The following is a 23,507-nucleotide window of genomic DNA, read 5'->3' on the forward strand; positions in this document are numbered from 1 at the left end:
GTGCGCAACTATCCTGACAGCGTGAAAGGAACCGGAAAGCAAGGCCTTCCGGCGCTGCGAACGAGGTGCGACCGGGTTGCACCTTTGACGCGTCCGGCGCATCGAACGCCCGCGCGCCGAGGCCCCTTGCGGGCCTGTCGGTGATCGGACACGATCTTGTCGATTTACGACTTTCCGGCTTGTGTTTTTCCGCCGCGCGGGTGGCTCCGAACGGGGTGTGACGCGTTGCACGATGCTGTCTCACATTGCACGCCCGGCGTGGCTTTTCACGTGATGCAACGCCGCAGGCGGAGGGCCGTGGGCCGCCGCGCCGCGCCAGGCTTGGCGTCGCATGACAAATGCAGGTGTCGTATTTGCGCAAGCGACTGTCGGAATTCGTCGGCTGCCTGTACTTTTTTCTAGCAACCATTGAGGCACGCTCTGTTGGTGCGAGCCCCCGCTACACGAGGAGAAGGTTTCAATGGATGCCCCCAAGGTCGTGGTCGAAGGTCTGTGCAAGGTTTTTGGTAATAACCCTAAGCAGGCGCTCGACATGCTCGCAGCCGGGTCGACGAAGGACGATATCTTCAAGCAGACCGGCCAGGTGGTCGGTGTGCACGACGTGTCGTTCGACGTTCAGGAAGGCGAGATTTTCGTGCTGATGGGCTTGTCCGGTTCGGGCAAGTCCACGCTGATCCGCCTCGTCAACCGCCTTGTCGAGCCGACGGCCGGCAAGGTGCTGATCGATGGCCGCGATGTCGCGGCCGTGCGCCGCTCGGAGCTGACCGCGCTGCGCCGGACCGACATGAGCATGGTGTTCCAGTCGTTCGCGCTGATGCCGCAACGCACCGTGCTGTCGAACGCCGCGTTCGGCCTGGAAGTGGCCGGCGTGAGCCGCAAGGATCGCGAACGCCGCGCGATGGACGTGCTGGAGCAGGTCGGCCTGGCGGCATTCTCGAAGAAGCTGCCGTCCGAGCTGTCGGGCGGGATGCAGCAGCGCGTCGGCCTGGCCCGCGCGCTGGCCGTGAACCCGTCGCTGATGATCATGGACGAGGCGTTCTCGGCGCTCGATCCGCTCAAGCGCAAGGAAATGCAGAACGTGCTGCTGCAACTGCAGAAGGAGCAGCGCCGCACGATCATGTTCGTGTCCCACGATCTGGAGGAAGCGCTGCGGATCGGCACGCGGATCGCGATCATGGAAGGCGGCCGTCTCGTGCAGGTGGGCACGCCGCAGGACATCATCGCGAACCCGGCGGACGAATACGTGCGCGCGTTCTTCGACGGCATCGACACCAGCCGCTACCTGACGGCCGGCGACCTGATGCAGACCGGCGCGGTGCCGGTGGTTTCGAAGTTCGACGCGGCCAACGTGGCCGCCACGCTGAACGGCAGCGCCGACTACGCGTTCGTGCTGGACGAGGCGCGCAAGATCCGCGGCTTCGTCACGCGCGAGGCGATCGGCACCAGCGCGCCGAACCTGCGACAGATCGAATGCATCCGGCACGACGCCACGCTCGATCACGTGGTCGAACGCGTGGTGGCCAGCCCGAATGCCCTGCCCGTCGTCGATGCCGACGGCTGTTACTGCGGTTCCGTGGATCGGGCCGTGCTCCTGAAAGCCATTACCCGCTCGCGAGGCTCCCATGTCTGAAATGATTCCGCTCGGCACTTGGGTCGACCAGGGCGTCCGTTACCTGCTCGACCATGATGCGAAGACGTTCGATGCGATCGGACGCGTGATCGAAAGCCTGGCCGCTGCCGTCGAACACGGCCTGCAGGCGATTCCGATGTGGCTGATGATGGCGATCTTCATCGGCGTCGGGCTGTGGCGGGTGGGCTGGCGCTTCGCGATCTTCACCACGGCGGCGATGCTGCTGATCTTCGCGACCGGCTTCTGGGATCAGACGGTGATCACGCTCGGCCTGACGCTGTCGTCCACCATCATCAGCCTCGTGCTGGGCATTCCGCTCGGCATCTGGGCGGCCAAGAGCAAGGTGGTGGCGACCATCGTGCGTCCGATCCTGGACCTGATGCAGACCATGCCGGCGTTCGTCTACCTGATTCCGGCCGCGATGCTGTTCGGCCTGGGCCGCGTGCCGGGGATTCTGTCCACGGTGATCTTCGCAATGCCGCCGGCCGTGCGCCTGACGAGCCTCGGCATCCGCCACGTGAACCGCGAGATCGTGGAAGCGGGGCAGGCGTTCGGTTGCACGCCGTGGCAACTGCTGTACAAGGTGCAGATCCCGAACGCGCTGCCGTCGATCATGCAGGGCGTGAACCAGACCATCATGATGGCGCTGTCGATGGTGATCATCGCGTCGATGGTGGGCGCGGGCGGCCTCGGCAACGACGTGCTGGCCAGCATTCAGCGTCTGGACATCGGCCTGGGTTTCGAAAGCGGCCTGTCGGTGGTGCTGCTCGCGATCGTGCTGGACCGCATCACCGAAAGCTTCGGCCGTGCGCCCGGCGCGGCACGCGCACCGCTGTTCTCGGGGTTCCGCCAGTTGTTCGGCACGAAGTCGTCGGCCGCCCAGCGGGCCTGAGCGTCGCCCGGAGCCGGCTTGCCTGCCGGCTCCGGGGTTTCCTGTTGCATCGTTCCAAGCGTTTCGTTCCTGTTGCCTGCCCGGGCTGCGCCGTGCCGCCCGGGCAGGCTTCGTGCAACCTGCTCAGGCCGGAGACCGATCGTGAGCCTTGCAGTCGAGACCGTTCCCGTCGCCCGTGCGACGTCCCCCCAGGCGCTTGCGCATTTCGGTTTTCTCACGCTGCCCGACTTCTCGATGATCGCGTTCACCAGCGCGGTCGAAGTGCTTCGGATGGCGAACTACGTGGGCCGCGCCGAGCATTACCGATGGTCGATCTATTCGCTCGACGGCGGCCCGGTGCAGGCCAGCAACGGCATCGCCGTGCGCCCGACGCTGCCGCTCGATCTCGACGGCCCGCTGCCCGACGTGCTGATCGTGTGCGGCGGGGTGCGCATCCGCGAGGTGGTGGACGCGCGCACGCGCGAGGCGCTGGGCGCGCTGGCCGAACGCGGGCTGCCGCTCGGCGGCATCTGCACCGGCGCGTACGCGCTGATCTCGGCCGGCGTGCTCGACGGCTATCGCTGCACCGTGCATTGGGAGAACCTCTCGGCGCTGCACCGCGAATTCCCGCGCGTGCATTTCGCCGACGAGCTGTTCGTGGTCGATCGTGACCGGCTGACCTGCACCGGCGGCACCGCGCCGCTCGACCTGATGCTGAACCTGGTGGGCGCGCGGCTCGGCCAGCCGCTGGCCGCTCAGGTATCCGAACAATTCATCGTGGAGCGGATTCGCGGCGCGGGCGATCCGCAGCCGATTCCGGTCGATGCGCGCGTGGGTTTCTCGCGTGCCGAGCTGGTGGAGGTGGTGCGGCTCATGGAAGCCAATATCGAGGAGCCGCTGTCGCTCGACGAGCTGGCCCGCCTCGTGCGCCTGTCGCAGCGCCATCTGCAGCGCATGTTCAAGGTCTATCTGAACGTGTCGCCCACCCACTACTACCTGACGCTGCGCCTGAAGCGCGCGCGGGACCTGCTGCGCAGCACCGACGCGTCGATCTCACGCGTGACCAGCGTGTGCGGCTTTCATTCGCCCTGCCATTTCAGCAAGGCCTATCGCGCGCAGTTCGGCCACGCGCCGAGCTACGAGCGCCGCACGCCGACCCGCCAGTAACGCCGGCCACCACCGCTCAAACCGGAATCGACCCGCCGCGCAGCCGGATGCCGACCTGGATCAGTCGCACGATCGCGGCCGACAGCAGGCGCAGGCCCGGCGGCAGGTCGCGGCGGCGGATGTCGAGCAGCAGCACGATGCGCACGCTGTCGCTGTCGTTCCAGACTTCGTGCTCGAACGTGTCGTCCCACAGCAGAAATTGGCCGTCGTCGAGGCGATGGTCGCGGCCGTCGATCTTCAGCACGGCGGCCGGGCTGCCGTCGTCGCGCTTGGGCATCGACAGCACCAGATAGCCGCGCAGCACGCCGCGGAACGGCCCGCGATGCGGCGGAATGTGCTTGCCCGGCGCGAGGAACGACAGCGAGGCCGACAGCACGTCGGGCGTGGCGTCCACGATCGCGGCAAGCGCCGGGCAACGCACGCGGTTCTTCTCGAAGCCCACGCCGTAGGCCTGCAGGATGAACATGCGCCAGTCGCGCGCGTCGTTCGCCGAGATGTCGGCCTGCTCGCGCATGATCTCGTGGAAGCGCGGAATGCGCGGCAGGTCGCGCGCGACGTCGAGCGCCTCGTCGCGCAGCGTGCGCCAGGCAGCCGTGAAACGCCGCGCGTCCGGGAACAGCGCGGCGGTGTCGAGCACTGCCGCGCTGCGGATCTTGCGATCGTAAAGGTGGCGCAAGGTACGCGCGCCGAGATCGTAAAAAGCAGCCATGTGGATCGCCGAGTGGCCCGCGGGGCGCCGTTCGCTACGAGTGACGAACGGTTCCAGTCCCGAACCGGGCATGTGAGGGCGATCATCCCAGATGGGGCTTACGGTTCCATATCGCCGCTGTAACAATGTATGACCAGCGCGCTGCTGGTAATGAAGCGTGATGATTTGGCCCCGGCGGGGGCCGCCTGCGACCTTACGGCCGGTAAGAAAATAGGGGCGACATGCTATGATCGGCGCGCTTTGCCCGCTCGGCCGTCACCGGCTGGCATCGGCCGTTCCGACCGGCCGATGATTCGTGTCCGGCGGGTTGCCACACCTTGTTTCCCCAAGCGCATCGATGCCACTGATTCGACCTGGTCGCATCCTCCTCTCGCTGAAACTCTACCTCGCCGCGATGCTCGCGCTGAGCATCGCATTCGTGCGCGGCTTCGACTATCCGTACTGGGCGATGATGGTGGTCTACATCCTCGCCCTCGATTCCACCGCCGCGATGCGCCAGAAATGGCTCTACATGCTGGCCGGTACACTGGCCGGCGCGGGCGTCGGCCTGCTCGCGTCGATTGTGTTCTCGCTGTCCCAGATGGTGATCGTCGGCGCGATGATGGCGCTGATCAGCGTGACCACGTTCTTCGCGGTGGGCGACCGCCTGCCGAGGTTCTACGGGTTCCTGATGGCCGGCACCACCTGCCTGCTGGTGGCGATGCCCGGCATCACCACGCCCGACATGGTCTGGCTGCGCGTGGTGGATCGCGTGCAGGACGTGTTGGTAGGCGCGTTCATCCTGTTCCTCGTCGATACGCTGTTGCTGGTGCATACCTCGCGCGACGAGCTGGGCGCGGTGGTGGACGGTTGGCTGGCGCACCTGCGCAGCCTGTGCGTGGCCGCGCTGCGAGGCGAGGCGTGGGAGCACGGGCCGCCGGGGCGCGAGCAGCCGGCCGAACGCCGCGAGGATCACGAGGCCAAGCTCGTCAAATCGGTCGGGTTGATCGACGTGCTGTCGTCCTATTTGCCGTTCGATCGGCTGAGTCGGGGCGGACGCCGCCGCGAGGCTGCCGAGGCGATCCGGCTGCGCGGGCTGCGGCTGTTGCCGCACCTGTACCGCATGAGCGACATCGACGCGCACCGCGAGACGCACGGCCTGCCACGCGCCGACGTGGCGCTGCGCGAATCGCTGGCCGGCTGGATCGAGGCCGGCCACCCCGACGACGCGCGCGCGGCGCTGCATGCACGGTTGCGCCGCCGCGTCGAGGTGGCCCCTGACGACTGGGATGCGCTGCTGGTGCGCATGCAGCGCCGCTGCCTGCGCGGCATTTTCGCGATCTGGTGCCTGATCGGCGCGGCGCGCGCCAATCTGTCGGCGCGCCATCCGTCGCGCTCGCGGCTGCCGCGTCGGCACAAGGCCACGCCGCTGGTGCTGCCGCATGTCGATCTCGGCTACCGGCTGCGCATCGTGCTCGGCACGGTGCTGCACATGGCCACGTTCGCGGTGTTCTGGAACCTGTTCGACTGGGTGTCCGCCTTCGCGGCGCTCGGCATGTTGCTGAGTACGACGTTCTTCGTGGTCAGCGCGCGCTCGCCCGCGCCGGTGACCACGCTGCTGGGCATCGCGCGCGTGGTGGCGATCGCGCTGGGCATCGTGTTCGTGTACGTGACGGCGATCCTGCCGCACACCAGCTCGATGGTGACGGTGGCGCTGGTGCTGTTCCCGGCGCTGTTCGTGCTCGGCCTGGTGGTGCCCGACCCGGGCAAGGTGCTGTTCGCGGTGCTGCCGATGGCGCTGCTGCGGCTCGGCAACAACGGCCCGTCGGTGGATCTGGCGCAGTTGCTGAACAGCGTGCTGGGGCTCGCGATCGGGCTGTGCTCGGCGCTGTTGTGGTTGGTGCTGCTGGTGCGCCTGCCGGCCGGCGGCCCGGTCGGGCGCGTGCAGCGCGAATCGCGGGCCGACCTGCGCGACGTCGTGCGGGGCCGCGAAGACGACGCGCAAGCCTACGAGCAGCGTGCGCTCGACCGCTTCATCCTGCTGTCGCAATGGGTGCCGGCCGCCACCGGCAAGCCGGCCGGCGCGGCCGTGATCGACGATTCGCCGCCGGCCCGTGCGATGCGCGAGATGCGCATCGGCAGCGAGCTGATCCGCGTGCAGCGCCGCCTGCCGGACAGCGCGTGGCTGATCACGGCGGTCGGGCGTTTGCTGTCGGCGGCGGATGCACGGGGCAAGCACGATGGCAACGACGCGCCGCCAACTTCGCCCGTCGCGCTCGATACCTTCCTGCACGCGGCAGCCGGCCTGCCGGTGTTCGCGCAGGCGCTGCTGGCCGACGTGCGGCTCGCGCTTTATCCGCATGCCGCCCCGCCCGTGCCGCCGCGCACCGACGCGGGCGGCAACGGCAACCCCGCCCCCGGAGCCGCGTCATGATGTCGCCCGAAGTCGATCTGCTGGGCATTTTCGTGCCGATGCCGGCCGTGGCGATCGCGGTGGTGTTCGTGCTGCTGTTCGTGCTGCGCCGCGTGCTCGACCGCTTCCTGCATATCTGGCCGCTCGGCGGCCGGGTCTGGCACGTCGGCCTGATCCAGGTGTGCCTGTTCCTGATCCTGCTGGCCGTGGTGCTGCGGATCTTCGGCGGGCCGAGCGCGCTGCCGTTGTCGTCGGCGCTCGACGACTGGCTGCATCGGCTGTTCCGGCCCTGATGCGTTTCCTTCTTCTCATTGCATCCTAGCGAGGATTCGCCGTGCATTTCACGCCCCGCCAATCGAGGATCATCGGTACCGTCTTCCAGTCGTTGCTGGCGCTCTTCATCGTCGCGATCGCGGCCATCGCCGCCGCCTATATGTGGACGTATTACGAGCGCGATCCGCGCACGCGCGACGCCCATGTGCGCGCCGACGTGGTCAACGTGACGACCGACGTCAGCGGCCTGCTGACCGAGGTGAACGTGCACGGCAACGTGTTCGTGCATCGCGGCGACGTGCTGTTCCGCGTCGATCCGCAGCGCTTTCAGATCGCCGAGCAGAAGGCGCGCGCGAGCCTGGAGAGCGCCGAGGCGCAGCGCGTGTATGCCGGCCAGCAGGCCGCGCGCAACCGCGCGTTGCGCGGCGCGGTGTCCGAGCAGAGCGTCGAGCAATCCGATCAGGCGCTGCGCGGCGCGCAGGCGGCGGTGGATGAAGCGCGCGCGACGCTGGCCTCGGCGCGGCTCGATCTCGAACGCGCGACCGTGCGCGCGCCGTTCGACGGCATCGTGACCAACGCGACCCTGCATCCGGGGCGCTTCGTCAGCGCGGGCACCGGCATGCTGGCGCTGGTCAACGTGGCGTCGCTGCGTGTGGAGGGCTATTTCCAGGAAACGCGCATCTCGCGCATCCACGTGGGCGACCGGGCGCGGATCTGGCTGATGGGCGAGGGCGCGCCGCTCGACGGGCATGTGATCAGCGTGGTCGGCGCGATCCAGGATTCCGACACGGCGGCCGGCGCGGGCGCGCTGGTGCCATCGATCAATCCGAACTTCGCGTGGGTGCGGCTCGCGCAGCGCGTGCCGGTGTGGATCGCGTTCGACGATGTGCAGACGCATATCGACGCGCGCCTGATCAGCGGACGCACGGCTTCGGTGGCGATCCTCAAATCGGGCGACGCGCAAGCGAAGCCGGGCGCGCAGCCGAACGCACCGGGCAGCACCGCGCCCGAGCGGATGCCGGCGGGGGCGTCCGGGGCATCGGCTGCGGCGGCTGTCAACGCATCGGGGGCGTCGGCTGCATCGGGTGCTTCGGGCATGCCGGGTGCATCCATCGCATCCAGGGCAACGGCTGCATCCGGCGCTTCCGGCATGCCCGGCACATCCACTGCATCGGGGGCATTGGCCGCATCTGGTGTTTCCGGCATGTCAGGCGTATCCACCGCATCCACCGCTTCCGGCGCATCGAGCCGATCCGGCCCATCCACCGCTTCCACCGCCTCGGCCGCGCGAGGGCAGCCATGAACCGCTTCATGACGCGCCTGCCGCGCGGCGTGCTGGCCGCGTCGTCGTTGTGCCTGACGATGAGCGCCTGCACGCTGTTCCACCCGCTCGGCCCCGATTACCGTGCGCCCGCCGCGCCGGCCGCCGCGCAACGCGCGTTGCCGGGCGTGCCCGCCGCCGCGTCGGGCGCCGATGTCGCCCCGGCCAGCGGCGCGCAGGCCGCCACGCCGCCCGCGCTCGGCCGCACGGCCGCCGGCGTGCCGCAAGCCGACCCGGCCACGCTCTACACGCCGGCCACCGTGCCCGACGACTGGTGGAAGCTGTACGCCGATCCCGACCTGAACGCGCTGGTGGAAGAAGCGCTGCGCGCCAACCTCGACTTGCGCCAGGCCGCCTCGACGCTGGCCGCCGCGCAAACGGCGCTCGACCAGGCCCGCGCGGCGTGGCTGCCGTCCACCAGCGTGTCGGCGAGCTATGCGCGCGAGCGCAACAACGTCTACGGTGCGTCGGGCTTGCATCGCTTCAATGCGGCCGGCATCAATCTCGGCGTGTCGTACGAGGTGGACCTGTTCGGCCGGATTCGCCGCGCGGTGGAAGAGGCCAGCGCGAGCTACGACGCGCAGACCTTCGCGTTCGCGGCCGCGCAGATCAAGCTCGTGGTGAACACCGTCGATGGCTATTTGCTCGCCTGCCAGGGCAACGCGGCGCTGGCCAACGCGCGCGACCAGCTCGGCATCGCCGATCGCCAATATCAGCTCGTCGAGCGCCTGCATGCGCATGGCGCGGCGGCCGACGTCGACGTGTTGCAGGCGAAGGCGCAGCAGCAGGCGCAGGCCGCGACCATCCCGAACCTGGAGGCCAACCGCCAGGCGGCGCTGTATTCGCTGGCGGTGCTGCTCGGGCGTGCGCCGTCCGACGTGCCGCCCGCCGCCGAGCGCTGCACCGCGCCGCCGCGCATCGCGCACACGCTGCCGGTGGGCGACGGCCTGAGCCTGCTGCGCCGCCGCCCCGATGTGGCCGAGGCCGAGCGCCAGCTCGCCGCGCAGACGGCCGGCATCGGCGTGGCGATGGCCGCGCTGTATCCGCAGGTGTCGCTGGGCATCGGCGTGGGCGGCAAGGGCGCCACCGTGGCCGGCGCGTTCCAGTCGAGCGGACGCACCTGGCAGCTCGGGCCGCTGCTGCAATGGAATTTCCCGAACGTCGAGGTCGCGCTTGCGCAGGCGCGTGGCCAGCAGGCGAACGCCCGCGCGGCGCTGTCGCATTACGACTCGACCGTGCTGGTGGCGGTGAAGGAAACCGATACGGCGCTCGACGCCTACGCACACGCGCTCGAATACGACGCCGCGCTGGCCGATACCGAGCAAACCGATGTCGCGCTGCTGGCCGAAACCGAGCGGCTCTACAAACACGGCGCGGTGGCCTATCTGAACCTGCTCGATGCACAGCGCTCGCTGGTCAGCGTGCGGGCGCAGCGTGTATCGGCGCAGGCCGGCGTGTCGCGCGCGCAGGTGGCGCTGTTCCAGGCGCTCGGCGGCGGCTGGAGCGATTCGGCCGCGCGCGCGAGCGAGGCGGACCGCGTCGCGCGCGAGCGTTTCGATGCGCAGATGAAGGGCACGGCGGCGCGCTGAACGGCGGCGGGGGCGCGTGTGCCGCGATGCCGCGTCAGGCCGTGTCGTCCCGCCGCATGCGCGCGTCTCGATGCGCAGATGAGGGGAGCGGCGGCGCATTGAACGGCGGCCGAGGCATGCATCGCCGATGCCGCCTCGGATCACGTCACGCCGTATTTATTGCTCGGCGGGGAAGCGGATTGTCGCGATCGGCGAGAACTCGCTGGCGTCGTGGCCGATCAGGCGGTCGGGCGCGAAATCGGCCAGCAGCGCATCGCGGCGCCCGGCCACCAGCTCGTCGGCGATCAGCCGGCCGAGCAGCGGGCCGAGCGTCATGCCGCTGTGAGTGGCCGCCACGTAGGCGCGCCGCTTCGGCGTGACGAAGCCGAGCGCCGGCAGCCCGTCGGCCGGCCGCGAGCGTTGCCCCACCACGATTCGCTCGATGCGCGCGCCGCCCGTGTTGCCGAACCAGCCGTGCAGGCGGTGCAGCAGTTCCCGGGCGATGTCGCTGTCGATCGCGGGCGGATTGGCCGGGTCGGCGTGATCGTCGAGATCCAGGGCCTGCAGCAGCAACCGGCCGCCGCCGTCGGGGCGCACGTTGAGATCCGGGCCGATCAGGTTGCTGTGCAACTGCACGAGTTGCGGATCGGTCGAGGCCAGGAAGCCGCAAGCGATCCTGTCCTTGCGTTCGGCGTCCACCATCGCCAGGCCGATGCCGAGCGTGGCGGCCAGCCTGGCTGTCCAGCGGCCGGTGGCCAGCACGCAGGCGTCACCCGTCCAGCGCTCGCCGGACGACAGATCCAGCGTCACGCCGTCGTCGCGTTCGTCGATGGCGCGCACTTCGGTGTGCTCGTGCGCCACCGCGCCGGCGGCGCGCGCCTCGGCCCACAGATGCGCCATCAGGATCGACGGCGCGATCAGGCCTTCGGACGGGAAATGCCAGACGGGCGCCTGCTCGTCGGCCAGTTGCAGTTCGGGGATGCGCGCGCGCACGAACGCGGGCGAGACTTCCACGGCCGGATAGCCGAGCGCCTGCAGCTTGGCGGCGCGCTCGCCGAGCCGTTGCTGCTCGAGTGCGTCGCCGGCCCATTCGAACGTGCCGCAGGCGTCGAACCAGCGCGCCTCGGTGCGGCACTGCTGCTGCAGCGTCGCATGTTCCGCGATGCCGGCGCAGTTCAGCGCGTGATAGCTGACGGGGCTTTTGCCGTTGGAGTTGATCCAGGCGAAGCTGGTGCTGCTGGTGCCGCTGCCGAGGCGCTTCTGCTCGAAGACGGTCACGCCCGCGCCCAGCAGGGTCAGCGATCGTGCGATGGCGAGGCCGATGATGCCGCCGCCCACGACCGCGATACGGGGACGATGAGTTTGCATGATGGAAGCCCGGGAAGAGCGCGGCGGAACCCGTCGGGGCGTGGCCGCCGCTGCGTTCGATGGTCCGCTATCCTAACCGCTCGCCGCCCCGGGCGTCCTTTCGGGCGGCTTACCTCGCCTCAGCCCTGCTCGTCCTCGATATAAGCGCGAATCACGTCGGCGAACGCGGTATCGCCCACCAGCCCGAGCGATTCGGCGCGCGCCGTATCCCAGCGGCCCGGCCAGCTACCGACGATCGCCACCACGCGCGGATCGGTCTCGTGGCGGATCTTCGCCACCGGCGCGTCGCCTGCCACTTCGCGCAGCGCATCGATCATCTCGCCCACGCTGACCGAAATGCCGGGCAGGTTGATCACGCGACGCTTGCCGAGCGCCGCGCCGTCGAGTTCGCAGCCGGCCACCAGCGCTTCCACCGCGCGGCGCGGCGACAGCAGCCAGAGGCGCGTGTCGAGCGGCACCGGGCACACCGCGTCTTCGCCGTTCAGCGGCTCGCGGATGATGCCGCTCGCGAACGACGACGCCGCCGCGTTCGGGCGGCCCGGGCGCACGCTGATGGTCGGCAGGCGCAGCACGCGGCCATCGACGAAGCCGCGCCGCGCGTAGTCGCACAGCAGCAGTTCGGCGATCGCCTTCTGCGCGCCGTACGACGATTGCGGGTTCAGGGCAGTCTCGTCGAGCACCACCTCGGGCAGCGCGCCGCCGTAGACAGCCACCGAACTGGTGAACACCACGCGCGGCGTGTGGCCGAGCGCGCGGCACACGTCGAGCAGTGTGCGCGACGCATCCAGATTGATGCGCATGCCGAGTTCGAAATCGGCTTCGGCCTGGCCGCTGACGATCGCGGCCAAGTGGAAGATCGCGCCGGTTTGCGTATCGATCGCGCGTTCGAGCACGGCGCGATCGGAGATGTCGCCGACCAGCGTTTTCACGCGCGGGTCGTCGAAGCCGGCCGCTTCCACCACGTCGAGCAGCAGCAGTTCGTCGATGCGCTCGCGCGCGCCGTTCGGGCCGGCGAGTTCGCCGCGGGCCAGCAGTTGGGTGGCGAGGCGCTTGCCGAGGAAGCCGGCGCCGCCGGTGATCAGGACTTTCATGGGCGTGTCTTTCGTGTCGGGTGAGGTTGTGCGCTTGGGCGATGCATGCTTACAGGTACGGACGCAGCCAGCCGAGGCCGTCGGACGTGCCGGCCTTCGGGCGGTATTCGCAGCCGATCCAGCCGTCGTAGCCGAGCGCGTCGATCTGCTCGAACAGGTAGGGGTAGTTCAGCTCGCCGAGGTCCGGCTCGTGGCGGTCGGGCACGCCGGCGATCTGGATATGGCCGATGCCGGCGAAATCGCGCTTGAGCTTCATCGCGATGTCGCCCTCGACGATCTGGCAGTGATAGCAGTCGAACTGCACGCGAAGGTTCGGCGCGCCCACCTCGCGGCAGATCGCCTGCGCATCGTCCTGGCGGTTCAGGAAATAGCCGGGCATGTCGCGCGTGTTGATCGGCTCGATCACCACCAGCAGGCCGGCGGCGTGCGCGGCTTCGGCCGCGTAGGCCAGGTTGCGGACGTAGGTATCGCGATGGCGCGCGCGGTCGGCGTCGGCGGGCACCAGGCCGGCCATCACGTGCAGCTTGTCGTTGCCGATCGTGCGGGCGTAGTCGAGCGCGGTATCCACGGCGCGGCGGAATTCGTCCTCGCGGCCCGGCAGCGCGGCGAAACCGCGTTCGCCGGCGGCCCAGTCGCCCGGCGGCGCGTTGAACAGCGCCTGCACGAGACCGGCGTCGCTCAGGCGCGCCTTCAGTTCGGTGGCGTCGAACTCGTAGGGAAACAGGTACTCGACGGCCTTGAACCCGTCGCGCGCGGCAGCGGCGAAGCGCTCGAGGAACGGGTGCTCGGTGTACATCATCGAAAGATTCGCGGCGAAGCGTGGCATGGCGGCGGTTCCGTCAGGAGAGTGGAGCGGCGCCGCGCGGCAGGCCCGAAGGCGTGCCGGCGCGGCGGCGAAGAATCAGCGGTTCACGAGTTTCGCGGGCGTCAGCCAGACGGCGAGCGCGCCGATCACCAGCATGCCGGCCAGCATGTACATGCCGGACGCCGTGCTGTGGGTGGCGTCGCGCAGATAGCCGATCAGGTAGGGGCTGGCGAAGCCCGCGAGGTTGCCGACCGAGTTGATGATGGCGATCCCGGCGGCGGCGGCGCTGCCCGCCATGAACGCGGTGGGCAGCGACCAGAACAGCGGCGCGCAGGTCAGCACGCCGCCGGCCGCGATCGACAGGAACACGATCGACACGGCGGTATTGTGCGGGAACAGCGCGGCCACGGCGAAGCCGATCGCACCCATCGTGGCGGGCACGATCAGGTGCCAGCGGCGTTCGCGGCGGCGGTCGGAGCTGTAGCCGAACAGGTTCATCACGACGATCGCCACCAGGAACGGGATGGCCGACAGCAGGCCGATCGTGAAGTTATCCTGAATACCGGTGGATTTCACGAGCGTGGGCATCCAGAACGTCAGGCCGTACTGGCCCGTCACGAAGCTGAAGTAGATCAGCGACATCCACCACATGCGCTTGTCGGCGAACACCGCGCGTAGCGAATGCTTTTCCTTCGATTGCAGATGCGGCTGCGCGGCGATGTCGTCCTGCAGCAGCGTCTTTTCGCGGGCGGTGAGCCACTTGGCGCGGTCGATGCCATTGTCGAGATAGAACAGCGTCGCGATCCCCACCAGCACGGCCGGCACGGCTTCGAGCATGAACATCCATTGCCAGCCATGGAAGCCCGAGCCGCCGTGAAAGCGCCCCATGATCCAGCCCGACAGCGGGTTGCCGAAGATGCCCGAGACGGGAATCGCCGACATGAACACCGCGATCACCTTGGCGCGCCGGTGCGACGGGAACCAGTACGTGAGGTAGAGGATCACGCCCGGGTAGAAACCGGCTTCGGCCAGACCGAGCAGGAAGCGCAGCGCGTAGAACTGGGCAGGTGTCTTGACGAATGCGAACAAGGCCGACAGCAGGCCCCACGTGATCATGATCCGCGCGATCCAGATCTTCGCGCCGATCTTGTGCATCAGCAGGTTGCTCGGCAGTTCGAACAAAAAGTAGCCGACGAAGAAGATGCCCGCACCGAGGCCGAACACCGTCTCGCTGAACGCGAGATCCTGCGACATCTGCAGCTTGGCGAAGCCGACGTTGACGCGGTCGAGGTAGGCCACCACGTAGCACAGCATCAGGAACGGCATGATGCGCCAGAAGACCTTCTTGTAGGTGCTATCGAGTTCGGTGGGGCTCGCCTGGGCGGCGGCCGGCGCGGCGGGATGCGGTGTCATGGTGTCGTCTCCGTGTGGTGTCTGTCGCGCGCGATTCGGATCGCGAGTCGTTGGGCGGCGCGGCGGCGGGGGCGGGCTTGCGTGGCCCGCCTGTCGCCGTTGCGCCGGGGCTTGCCAATCGGCTTACCAGCGCGCGCCGAAGGTGTTGCGCAGGTCGTCGAGCGCGGCCGCATCGAGCGGCGCGGGCTTCGGGTTCGTCATCAGCCAGAGCCGCGCGGTTTCCTCCAGCTCCTCCAGCACGGCCGACGCCTGTTCGACCGACGGCGCCCACACCACCGGGCCGAGCCGTTCGAGCAGCACGCCGCGCACGCGGTCGGCCAGCGCCGCGACCTCGGCCGCCACCGCCGGATCGCCGGGGCGGCGATAGGGAATCAGCGGGATGTGGCCGACCTTCATCACGTAGTACGGCGTGATCGGCGGCAGCACGTCCTCTTGCTGCCACACGCCGGCGAGCGTCAGCGCCACCAGATGCGTGGAGTGCGTATGCACCACGCCGCGCGATTCGGGATTGCGTTCGTAGATGCCGCGATGCAGCGCCAGCGTTTTCGAGGCCTTGTCGCCCGACACCTGGTTGCCGCTCAGGTCGACCTTGGCGATGCGGGCCGGATCGAGCCGGCCGAGGCAGGCGTCGGTGGGCGTGATCAGCCAGCCGTCGTCGAGCCGCGCGCTGATGTTGCCGGCCGTGCCGACGGCGTGGCCGCGCGCGAACAGGCTCGCGCCCACTTCGCAAATGGTGTCGCGCAGGGTGCTTTCGTGGCTCATCCGAGCTGCTCCAGTTGCTTGAGGGCCTTGTCGAAGAAATCGACGGCGCCGAAATTGCCCGACTTCAGCGCCAGCGCGAACCGGCCGTCGAGGGTGGCCGTGGCCGGCACGCCCGGATCGATCTGCGCGCCGATCTGCAAGGCGCGTACGCCGAGCGCCTGCACCACCGAGCCCGAGGTTTCGCCGCCCGCCACCACGAAGCGGCGCACGCCGCGCGCCTGCAAGCCGCGCGCGATGGCCGCCAGCGTCAGCTCGACCAGCTCGCCGGCCGCTTCCACGCCGAGTTGTTGTTGCACCGCCTTCACTTCGTCGGGCGTGGCCGTCGCGTAGATCAGCACCGGCTCGGGCAGGTGCCGGTCGGCGAATTCGAGCGCGGCCACCGCCACCGCCTCGCCGCGCGCGACGGCGAGCGGATCGATGCGGAACGCCGGGCGCTGCGCCTCGCGCCAGTGCGCGACCTGCGCGTTGGTGGCCTTCGACGCGCTGCCGGCCAGCACCGCGGCCAGGCCGCCGATGCCGGGCAGCGCCGCCGCGTCGCCGCGTTCGGGCAGCAGCCCCGCGCGGCGGAAGTTGGCCGGCAGGCCGAGCGCGATGCCCGAGCCGCCCGTCACCAGCGCGTGATCGGCGCAGGCTTCGCCCACCACGTGCAGATCGGCGTCGGACAGCGCATCGGTGATCGCGAAGCGCACGCCGTCGGCGCGCAGCGCCGCGAACGCGTCGCGCACGGCTTGCGCGCCGCGTGCGATGGTGTCGTAGCGCACCATGCCGACCTTCGACGGCGTTTGCGCCTGCAGCACGCGCACCAGGTTCGCGTCCTTCATCGGCGTGAGCGGGTGGTTCTCCATGCCCGATTCGTTGAGCAGGCCGTCGCCCACGAACAGGTGGCCGCGATAGATGGTGCGGCCGTTTTCCGGGAACGCCGGGCAGGCGATCGCGAGCTGGTCTTGCGCGCCGAGCGCCTTGGCGAGCGCGTCGGCCACCGGGCCGATGTTGCCGGCGTCGGTCGAATCGAACGTCGAGCAGTATTTGAAATAGAACTGGCGGCAGCCTTGCGCGCGCAGCCAGGCGAGCGCCTCGAGCGATTGCGCGACGGCGTCGCCGGCGGCGATCGTGCGGGACTTCAGCGCGACGATGATCGCGTCGGCGTCGAGTGGCGTGCCGGCGTCGGGCACGCCGATCGTCTGCACGGTGCGCATGCCGCTCTTGACGAGCATGTTGGCGAGATCGGTGGCGCCGGTGAAATCGTCGGCGATGCAGCCGAGCAGAGGCCGCGTGGAGGTGTGGGATGCAGTCATGTCGAAGGTTCCGTCAACGGGCGCCCGGCAGCGTGATGCCGGGGAAGGTCTTGATCACGGCGGAATCGTCCTCGCCGCCGTAGCCGGCGCTCGACGCGCTCATGAACATCTGGTGCGCGGTGGCCGACAGCGGCAGCGGGAACTTGCTGCGGCGCGCGGTATCGAGCACGAGGCCGAGATCTTTGACGAAGATGTCGACCGCCGACAGCGGCGTGTAGTCGCCGTTCAGGATGTGCGGCACGCGGTTCTCGAACATCCACGAGTTGCCGGCGCTGTGCGTGATGACCTCGTACAGCGCATCCGCATCGACGCCTTCGCGCAGGCCCAGCGCCATCGCCTCGGCGGCCGCGGCGATATGCACGCCGGCCAGCAACTGGTTGATGATCTTGACCTTCGAGCCGGCGCCGTATTCGTGGCCGAGCCGGTAGACCTTGCCCGAGATGGCGGCCAGCACGTCCTCGCAGGCCGCGTAGGCGGCGGCGGGGCCGGACGTCATCATCGTCATTTCGCCCGAGGCCGCGCGCGCGGCGCCGCCCGACACGGGCGCATCGAGCATCAGCAGGCCGGCCGCCTCGACGCGCGCGCCGAGCTGCACGGCGAACTCGGGCGAGACGGTGGCGCTCGAGATCACCACCGAGCCGGCGCGCATGGCCGGCACCGCGCCGTGTTCGCCGAACAGCACCGTTTCGGTTTGCGCGGCGTTGACCACCAGCGTGACCACCACCTCGCACTTCGCGCCCAGCTCGGCCGGGCTGGCGCAGCGTTGGCCACCCTCGGCCGCGAAATCGGCGAGCACCTGCTCGCGCACGTCGCACGCGTGAACCGTGAAGCCGGCGCGCAGCAGCGAGCGGGCAACGCCCAACCCCATCGCGCCAAGACCGATGACGCCTATTTGTCGTGACATGGTGAACCTTCGTATGAACGGGAAGCGCCCGGCCTGGCCGGGCGGAAATCAGCGGATGCCGGCTTGGGCGAGACGCCGCGCGGCATTGACCATATGGGTGCGCGCCGCGTTGCTGGCGGCGAGCGCGTCGCCGGCGCGGATCGCGTCGACGATGGCGGCGTGTTCCTCGCGCACCTGGCGCGAGAAATCCTCGCGCGTGGCTTCGTTGCGGCGCGTGACCACCACGCCGGCTTCGAGGTACTGATTCAGGAAGCTCAGGGTCTTGAGGAAATACGGGTTGCCGGTGACGGTGGCGATGGTGCGGTGGAACGCGATGTCTTCCGCCACGCCGTCGTGGCCTTCGGCCACGGCCGTGTCGATCTTCGCGAGCGCGGCGTCGATGCGGACCATGTCGGCGTCGGTGCGGCACTTGGCGGCCTCGGCCGCCACTTCGGCCTCGATCGCGCGGCGCACCGCCAGCAGATGCGCGAGCGAGCCCGATTCGACCGCTTCGGCGTAATCGATGCGCAGCGGCCGGATCGCGCCGTGCTGCGAGATGAACACGCCGCTGCCCTGGCGCGGCTCCACCACGCCTTCATTCTTCAGGCGCGAGATCGCCTCGCGGATCACCGTGCGGCTCACGCCGAACTCCTGCGCCAGCACCGATTCCGTCGGCAGCTTGCCGGTGGCGGTGAAGCTGCCGATCTCGATCTGCTTGAGCAGTTGCTGCGCGACCGTATCGCTCATCGCGCGGGACGGGATTTTTTCGAACATGGACGGGCCGGGTTTGTCAGGTTATGTGGTCATCATACAAATTTTTGATTGGAGGGTGGCACTCGGGAATACCCGGGGCGATGGGGCGGAATGCGGGAAAGCCTTGCCGGGAGAGGATCGGCCGGGCGAAAGGGGCGAGGAAGGGAAGATGAGGCGTGCGGCCCTGCCGATCGGGGCCGCACGGGCGGGCCGGGCCGCCCGGCGCTTATGTGGTCGGCGAATCCGGCGTTGCCCGCGTATCCAGCGTCAACTGCATGAACGTCAGATCGAGCCACTTGCCGAACTTCATGCCGACCTGCCGCAGCGTGCCGGCGTTCTCGAAGCCGAGCTTTTCGTGCAGGCGGATCGAGCCGGTGTTGCCGGCCTCGATGCCGGCCACCATTGCGTGCTTGCCGATCGCGCGCGCGCGATCGATCAGCGCGATCATCAGCGTTTTGCCGAGGCCGTTGCCGCGCTGGTCGCCGCGCACGTAGATCGAATGCTCGACCGTGTGACGGTAGCCGTCGAATGCGCGCCAGTCGCCGAACGAGGCGTAGCCGAGCACCTGCTGCGCATCGTCCACGGCCACCAGCACCGGGTAGCCCGCGCGGCGGCGGTCGCCGAGCCAGGCGGTGCGGTTGGCGGCATCCACGGCGGTCTCGTTCCAGATCGCCGTGGTATTCAGCACCGCGTCGTTGTAGATCGCCGTGATACCTTCGATGTCCTGCCAATCCGCGTCGCGAATTTCCATGCCAGCCTCCTTGGGCTGTCCACTAAATTAAAACGAGTGTACACCATAGTAGACGACATCGATCAACGAATCGGCGCCCGAATCCGCACCGAGCGCGAGAGCCGCGGCTGGTCGCTGACCAATCTGGCGGAGGCGTCGGGCGTGTCGCGCGCGATGATCCACAAGATCGAGCGCGGCGAGAGCAGCCCGACGGCCACCTCGCTGGCGAAGCTGGCGGGCGCGTTCAACCTGAGCATGTCGGCGCTGCTGGCGCTGGCCGAACTGGCGGAGGGGCGCTTGCTGCGGGTGGACGATCAGCCGGTGTGGGTCGATCCGCAAAGCGGCTATGTGCGCCGCCATGTGTCGCCGAAATCGGTGTCGCCGCTGAACCTCGTCGAAATCGACCTGCCGCCCGGCGCGGATATTCCGATGCCGGCCTCGGCCTATCAGCACATGCAGCAACTGATCTGGGTGCTCGACGGCACGCTGGTGTTCGTCGAGGGCGGCGAGCGCCACGAATTGCACGCCGGCGATTGTCTGGAAATCGGGCCGCCCAGCGATTGCGTGTTCCGCAACGACAGCGCCGCGAACTGCAAATACGCCGTGGTGCTGGTGCGCAAGGGCTGAACGCCGGCGGGTCTTGCCGTGCATTGCATGGCGAGACCCGCCGGTTCCCTGAAGCGCCGGGCGATCGCCCCAGCCAACTGAGCAGCGCCTTCGCGGCGGACACGCCGTTCGTCGGCGCCGCGCCCGCATGCCACTGACGCCGCCCTCGGCGCCGTCCGAATTCCTCCTACGATTGAACGGTCACCCGCCCCTCGGGCCGGATTGCCATCGCGCTTGCGCATTGAATGATGTACGTCATATCATGTTGAATGATGATCGTCATGCAATGACGACGCCAGCCATTCGCTACCGACCGGGGCCGTGCATCTCGCGTGCACGGCCCCGGTTGGCATCCCCGATTACAGGAGTCAAGCATGCAAGACAACAACGCCGCCGCCGGCGAAGCCGCGGCACCGCGCAAGCGCCGGATCATTCCTTTCGCGATCCTGACGATTGTGCTGATCGGGGCAGTGGGCTACAGCATCTATTGGTGGTTCAGCGGGCGCTTTTACGAATCGACCGACGACGCCTACGTGGGCGGCAACGTCACGGTGATCTCGCCGCGCGTGTCGGGCTATGTGGCGCGTGTGCTGGTGGAGGACAACGCGCTGGTGCACGCCGGCCAGCCGCTGATCGAACTCGATCCGGCCGATTTCACGGCGCGGCTCGACGCGGCGCAGGCCGAGGTGGACGCCGCCAAGGCCGCGCTGGCGCGGCTCGACGCGCAGCACGCGCTGATCGAGGCCGACATCGCCCAGGCGCAGGCGCAGGCCGACGTCGATCAGGCCGCGCAGCAGTTCGCGAGCCGCGACGCGCAGCGCTACGCGAACCTCGCCGAATCGCATTCGGGCACGCAGCAGGATTCGCAGCGCGCGCAAACCTCGCTCGACCAGGCCCGCGCCAAGGTGCGGGCGTCGGCGGCGGCGGTCAACGCGCAGCGCCGCCAGCTCGGCGTGATCGAGGCGCAGAAGGTGGAAGCGCAGGCGCGCATCGAGCAGTCCGAAGCCGCGATGCGCAACGCCAAGTTGAATACGGGCTACACCACGCTGCTCGCGCCGGTCGACGGCTACGTGGGCAACCGCTCGGCGCATCCGGGCACGTTCGTGGCGGCGGGTACGCAACTGATGTCGCTGGTGCCGGCCAAGGGCCTGTGGGTCGATGCGAACTTCAAGGAAGACCAGATTCGCCACATGCAGCCCGGCCAGAAGGTCGAGATCGAGGCCGACGTCAACACCGGCCTGAAGATCGAAGGCCACGTGGCCAGCCTGGCGCCCGCCACCGGCTCGGTGTTCAGCGTGATTCCGGCACAGAACGCCACCGGCAACTTCACGAAGATCGTGCAGCGCGTGCCGGTGCGCATCACGCTCGATCCGGACGTGAGCGGAGTCGGCGCGCTGCGCGCCGGGCTGTCGGTGCAGGCGAGCGTCGATACCCGCTCGGAGCATCAATGACCGCCGCCGCCCGGGACGCGGCCGCGCCGTCCGATCCGTCCGTCTTGCCGTTCGCGATCATGTGCGTCGGCATGTTCGTCGCGCTGCTCGACATTCAGGTGGTGGCCGCCTCGCTGCAGGACATCGGCGGCGGCCTGTCGGCCGGCCAGGATCAGATCGGCTGGCTGCAGACGGCCTATCTGATCGCCGAGATCATCACGATTCCGCTGTCGGGCTGGCTCACGCGCGTGTTCTCGACGCGCTGGCTGTTCGTGGCGTCGGCGATCGGCTTCACGGTGGCCAGCATGTTGTGCGGGATGGCCTGGAGCATCGGCAGCATGATCCTGTTCCGGGCGCTGCAGGGCATGCTCGGCGCGTCGATGATCCCCACCGTGTTCACCTCGTCGTTCCACTATTTCAGCGGCCCGCGGCGCGCGATGTCGGCGGCCGTGATCGGCACCATCGCCTCGGTCGCGCCCGCGCTCGGGCCGGTGATCGGCGGCTGGATCACCGACGTGATGTCGTGGCGCTGGATCTTCTACATCAACGTGGTGCCGGGCCTGCTGGTGGCGCTCGGGGTGGCGACGATGGTGGATATCGACGAGCCTGATCATTCGCTGCTCAAGGATGCCGACTACCTCGGCATCGCGCTGATGGCGGTGTTCCTCGGCCTGCTCGAATACGTGCTGGAGGAAGGCTCGCGCTGGAACTGGTTCGACGACGCCGACATCCGCCACGCGGCCTGGATCTCGGGCATCGCCGGGCTGCTGTTCGTATGGCGCAGCCTCAGCTACGACAAGCCGGTGGTGGACCTGCGCGCGTTCACGAACCGCAACTTCACGGTGGGCTGCATCCTGTCGTTCATCACCGGCATCGGCATCTTCAGCACGATCTATCTGATGCCGCTGTTCCTCGGCTACGTGCGCGGCTACTCGGCGCTGCAGACCGGCACCGTGGTGTGCGCCACCGGCCTCGGCGGCCTGCTGGGCGTGCCGGTGTACATGGTGCTCGCGCGCCGCTTCGACACGCGCCACATCCTGATGGGCGCGCTCGCGATGTTCGGCCTGTCGATGCTGAGCTTCGCGCAGGTGACGAGCGACTGGGGCGGCGATCAACTGTTCTGGCCGCAGATCATCCGCGGCATCGCGCAGGTGCCGGCGGTGGCGCCGGCCGTCACGCTGGGGCTGGGCAGCCTGCCGATGGCGCGCGTGAAGTACGCCAGCGGGCTGTTCAACATGATGCGCAACCTCGGCGGCGCGGTGGGCATCGCGATCTGCGGCGCCATCCTCAACAACCGCACTAACTTTCACTTCGAACGGATCGCCAGCACGCTGACCAGCGGCAACGCCGCCATGCAGACGCTGATCGACGGCACCCAGGCGCGCTTCGGGCAGGCGTTCGGCGACACCGCCCACGCGGCCGGCGCGACGCTGCTGCAATTGCGCGGCCTGGCCTATCGCGAGGCCTCGACGATGGCCTACGCCGACGCGTTCCTCGTGGTCGGCGTGGCTTTCGTGATCGCCGTGGCGATGGTGCCGCTGCTGCGCAAGGTGGCGCCGCCGAAGCAGCCGAGCAGCGACGCAGGACACTGAACAGGGAATCGACAATGACGCATCTCATCCGTACCGGCCGCCGCGCGCTGCCGCGCCTGCCGCTGCCGCACGCGCTGGCCCCGGCCCTGCTGGCCACCCTGTTGCTGGCGGGCTGCATGGTCGGCCCCGACTACCATCGGCCCGAGGTCGCGATGGCCGAGCGCTACCACGCGGGCGACGGGCTCGCGGCGGTGTCCGGCGACAGCACGGCCGACCTCGCGCGCTGGTGGACCGGCTTCGACGATCCGGCGCTCACGCGCATCATCGATCGCGTGCTCGCGCAGAACCTCGACCTGGCCGCGGCTCAGGCGCGCGTCGTGCAGGCGCGCGCGGCGGCCGGCGAGGCGGCCACCGCCTGGCTGCCGCAGGGCAGCCTCGACGGCAGCATCGTCCACGAGCATCAATCGCTGGTCAGCCCGCTCGGCACCATCGTCAGCCAGTCGCCCGGCTATTCGCGCAACCTCACGCTCGAACAGATCGACGCCGGCGCGAGCTGGGAACTCGACCTGGCCGGCGGCCTGCATCGCCGCGCCGAAGCGCTGCGCGACGAGGCACAGGCGGCCGAGGCGGCGCGGCTCGGCACGCGCGTGTCGATCGCCGCCGAGGCGGCCGACGCGTACTTCCGTCTGCGCAGCGCGCAGGCCGCGATCGTGCTGCTGCGCGAACAGATCGACACCGATGGCGCGCTGGTGAGCGTGACCGAGGATCGCGTCGAACAGGGCGTGGCGCTCGACCGCGACCGCGACGACGCCGAGGCGCAACTGGCGCAGGATCGCGCGCTGCTGCCGGGGCTGCTGACGCAGGCCGCGCAGCAGCGCAACCGGCTCGACGTGCTGATGGGCGACGCG

Annotated in this window: 20 protein-coding genes and 1 pseudogene; 11 read left to right on the top strand and 10 right to left on the bottom strand. The window is 69.1% G+C overall.

The window, feature by feature from the left end:
• Positions 1-342 precede the first annotated feature (342 nt).
• The 3 genes and pseudogenes from ACYP33_RS34755 to ACYP33_RS34765 form a co-directional block, all read left to right on the top strand.
• Positions 343-1,630: pseudogene (locus ACYP33_RS34755) on the top strand (quaternary amine ABC transporter ATP-binding protein); the annotation flags it as partial.
• Positions 1,623-2,522: a choline ABC transporter permease subunit gene (gene choW / locus ACYP33_RS34760; protein WP_414448291.1), complete on the top strand. Its 900-nt coding sequence runs from the start codon at positions 1,623-1,625 to the stop codon at positions 2,520-2,522. The pseudogene ACYP33_RS34755 and the gene choW, both read left to right, overlap by 8 nt.
• Positions 2,523-2,663: 141 nt before the next feature.
• A complete protein-coding gene (locus tag ACYP33_RS34765; protein ID WP_414448290.1) occupies positions 2,664-3,668 on the top strand; it encodes a GlxA family transcriptional regulator in 1,005 nt (334 codons plus the stop codon).
• A 16-nt stretch (positions 3,669-3,684) separates the two neighbouring features.
• Here ACYP33_RS34765 and ACYP33_RS34770 read toward each other — a convergent pair whose 3' ends face one another.
• Positions 3,685-4,377: an aspartyl/asparaginyl beta-hydroxylase domain-containing protein gene (locus ACYP33_RS34770; protein ID WP_414448289.1), complete on the bottom strand. Its 693-nt coding sequence runs from the start codon at positions 4,375-4,377 to the stop codon at positions 3,685-3,687.
• Positions 4,378-4,714: 337 nt separating this feature from the next.
• Between ACYP33_RS34770 and ACYP33_RS34775 the strand changes: the two genes are divergently transcribed.
• Genes ACYP33_RS34775 through ACYP33_RS34790 form a run of 4 tightly spaced genes read left to right on the top strand, consistent with a single transcriptional unit; the run spans position 4,715 to position 9,952 of the window.
• Complete coding sequence (locus tag ACYP33_RS34775; protein ID WP_459625591.1) at positions 4,715-6,790, top strand: FUSC family protein; 2,076 nt, start codon at positions 4,715-4,717, stop codon at positions 6,788-6,790.
• Entirely contained in the window at positions 6,787-7,062 is a 276-nt protein-coding gene (locus tag ACYP33_RS34780; RefSeq protein WP_459625592.1) for a DUF1656 domain-containing protein, read from the top strand. Before ACYP33_RS34775 ends, ACYP33_RS34780 begins: the two co-directional genes overlap by 4 nt.
• 41 nt (positions 7,063-7,103) lie before the next feature.
• Entirely contained in the window at positions 7,104-8,345 is a 1,242-nt protein-coding gene (locus tag ACYP33_RS34785) for an efflux RND transporter periplasmic adaptor subunit (protein ID WP_459625593.1), read from the top strand.
• Positions 8,342-9,952 carry an efflux transporter outer membrane subunit gene (locus ACYP33_RS34790; RefSeq protein ID WP_459625594.1) on the top strand — a complete coding sequence of 537 codons (1,611 nt, stop codon included), beginning with the start codon at positions 8,342-8,344 and terminating at the stop codon, positions 9,950-9,952. The genes ACYP33_RS34785 and ACYP33_RS34790 overlap by 4 nt, the downstream gene beginning before the upstream one ends.
• Positions 9,953-10,108: 156 nt before the next feature.
• Here the strand turns inward: ACYP33_RS34790 and ACYP33_RS34795 are convergent, their stop codons facing one another.
• The 9 genes from ACYP33_RS34795 to ACYP33_RS34835 all read right to left on the bottom strand — a co-directional run bounded on the left by ACYP33_RS34795 (position 10,109) and on the right by ACYP33_RS34835 (position 19,052).
• Entirely contained in the window at positions 10,109-11,299 is a 1,191-nt protein-coding gene (locus ACYP33_RS34795) for an NAD(P)/FAD-dependent oxidoreductase (protein WP_459625595.1), read from the bottom strand.
• Positions 11,300-11,418: 119 nt separating this feature from the next.
• Positions 11,419-12,390 (bottom strand): D-erythronate dehydrogenase, encoded by a 972-nt coding sequence (gene denD, locus ACYP33_RS34800; RefSeq protein ID WP_459625596.1) that lies wholly within the window; start codon positions 12,388-12,390, stop codon positions 11,419-11,421.
• A 49-nt stretch (positions 12,391-12,439) separates the two neighbouring features.
• Positions 12,440-13,216, bottom strand: a complete 777-nt coding sequence (otnI, locus tag ACYP33_RS34805) for a 2-oxo-tetronate isomerase (protein WP_459625597.1) — start codon at positions 13,214-13,216, stop codon at positions 12,440-12,442.
• Positions 13,217-13,291: 75 nt separating this feature from the next.
• Positions 13,292-14,608: an MFS transporter gene (locus ACYP33_RS34810; RefSeq protein ID WP_459625598.1), complete on the bottom strand. Its 1,317-nt coding sequence runs from the start codon at positions 14,606-14,608 to the stop codon at positions 13,292-13,294.
• Between the two features lie 123 nt (positions 14,609-14,731).
• Positions 14,732-15,370, bottom strand: coding sequence for a 3-oxo-tetronate 4-phosphate decarboxylase (gene otnC, locus ACYP33_RS34815; RefSeq protein WP_414448278.1), 639 nt, complete (start codon positions 15,368-15,370; stop codon positions 14,732-14,734).
• Positions 15,367-16,665 carry a 3-oxo-tetronate kinase gene (otnK, locus tag ACYP33_RS34820; RefSeq protein WP_459625599.1) on the bottom strand — a complete coding sequence of 433 codons (1,299 nt, stop codon included), beginning with the start codon at positions 16,663-16,665 and terminating at the stop codon, positions 15,367-15,369. Before otnK ends, otnC begins: the two co-directional genes overlap by 4 nt.
• A gap of 13 nt (positions 16,666-16,678) precedes the next feature.
• Positions 16,679-17,569 (bottom strand): L-threonate dehydrogenase, encoded by an 891-nt coding sequence (gene ltnD / locus ACYP33_RS34825; protein WP_459625600.1) that lies wholly within the window; start codon positions 17,567-17,569, stop codon positions 16,679-16,681.
• Positions 17,570-17,617: 48 nt separating this feature from the next.
• A complete protein-coding gene (locus tag ACYP33_RS34830) occupies positions 17,618-18,322 on the bottom strand; it encodes a FadR/GntR family transcriptional regulator (RefSeq protein ID WP_414448275.1) in 705 nt (234 codons plus the stop codon).
• Positions 18,323-18,527: 205 nt separating this feature from the next.
• Entirely contained in the window at positions 18,528-19,052 is a 525-nt protein-coding gene (locus tag ACYP33_RS34835) for an N-acetyltransferase family protein (RefSeq protein WP_459625601.1), read from the bottom strand.
• A gap of 36 nt (positions 19,053-19,088) precedes the next feature.
• Here ACYP33_RS34835 and ACYP33_RS34840 point away from each other — a divergent pair, with 36 nt between their 5' ends.
• From ACYP33_RS34840 to ACYP33_RS34855, 4 genes are all read left to right on the top strand, one after another.
• Entirely contained in the window at positions 19,089-19,658 is a 570-nt protein-coding gene (locus tag ACYP33_RS34840) for a helix-turn-helix domain-containing protein (protein ID WP_459625602.1), read from the top strand.
• Between the two features lie 353 nt (positions 19,659-20,011).
• A complete protein-coding gene (locus tag ACYP33_RS34845) occupies positions 20,012-21,088 on the top strand; it encodes an HlyD family secretion protein (RefSeq protein ID WP_459625603.1) in 1,077 nt (358 codons plus the stop codon).
• Positions 21,085-22,659, top strand: coding sequence for a DHA2 family efflux MFS transporter permease subunit (locus ACYP33_RS34850; RefSeq protein ID WP_414441140.1), 1,575 nt, complete (start codon positions 21,085-21,087; stop codon positions 22,657-22,659). The genes ACYP33_RS34845 and ACYP33_RS34850 overlap by 4 nt, the downstream gene beginning before the upstream one ends.
• A 14-nt stretch (positions 22,660-22,673) precedes the next feature.
• A partial coding sequence (locus tag ACYP33_RS34855) for a TolC family protein (RefSeq protein ID WP_459625604.1) occupies positions 22,674-23,507 on the top strand: 834 nt, incomplete at its 3' end.

Source organism: Burkholderia sp. 3C (genome assembly GCF_054589155.1).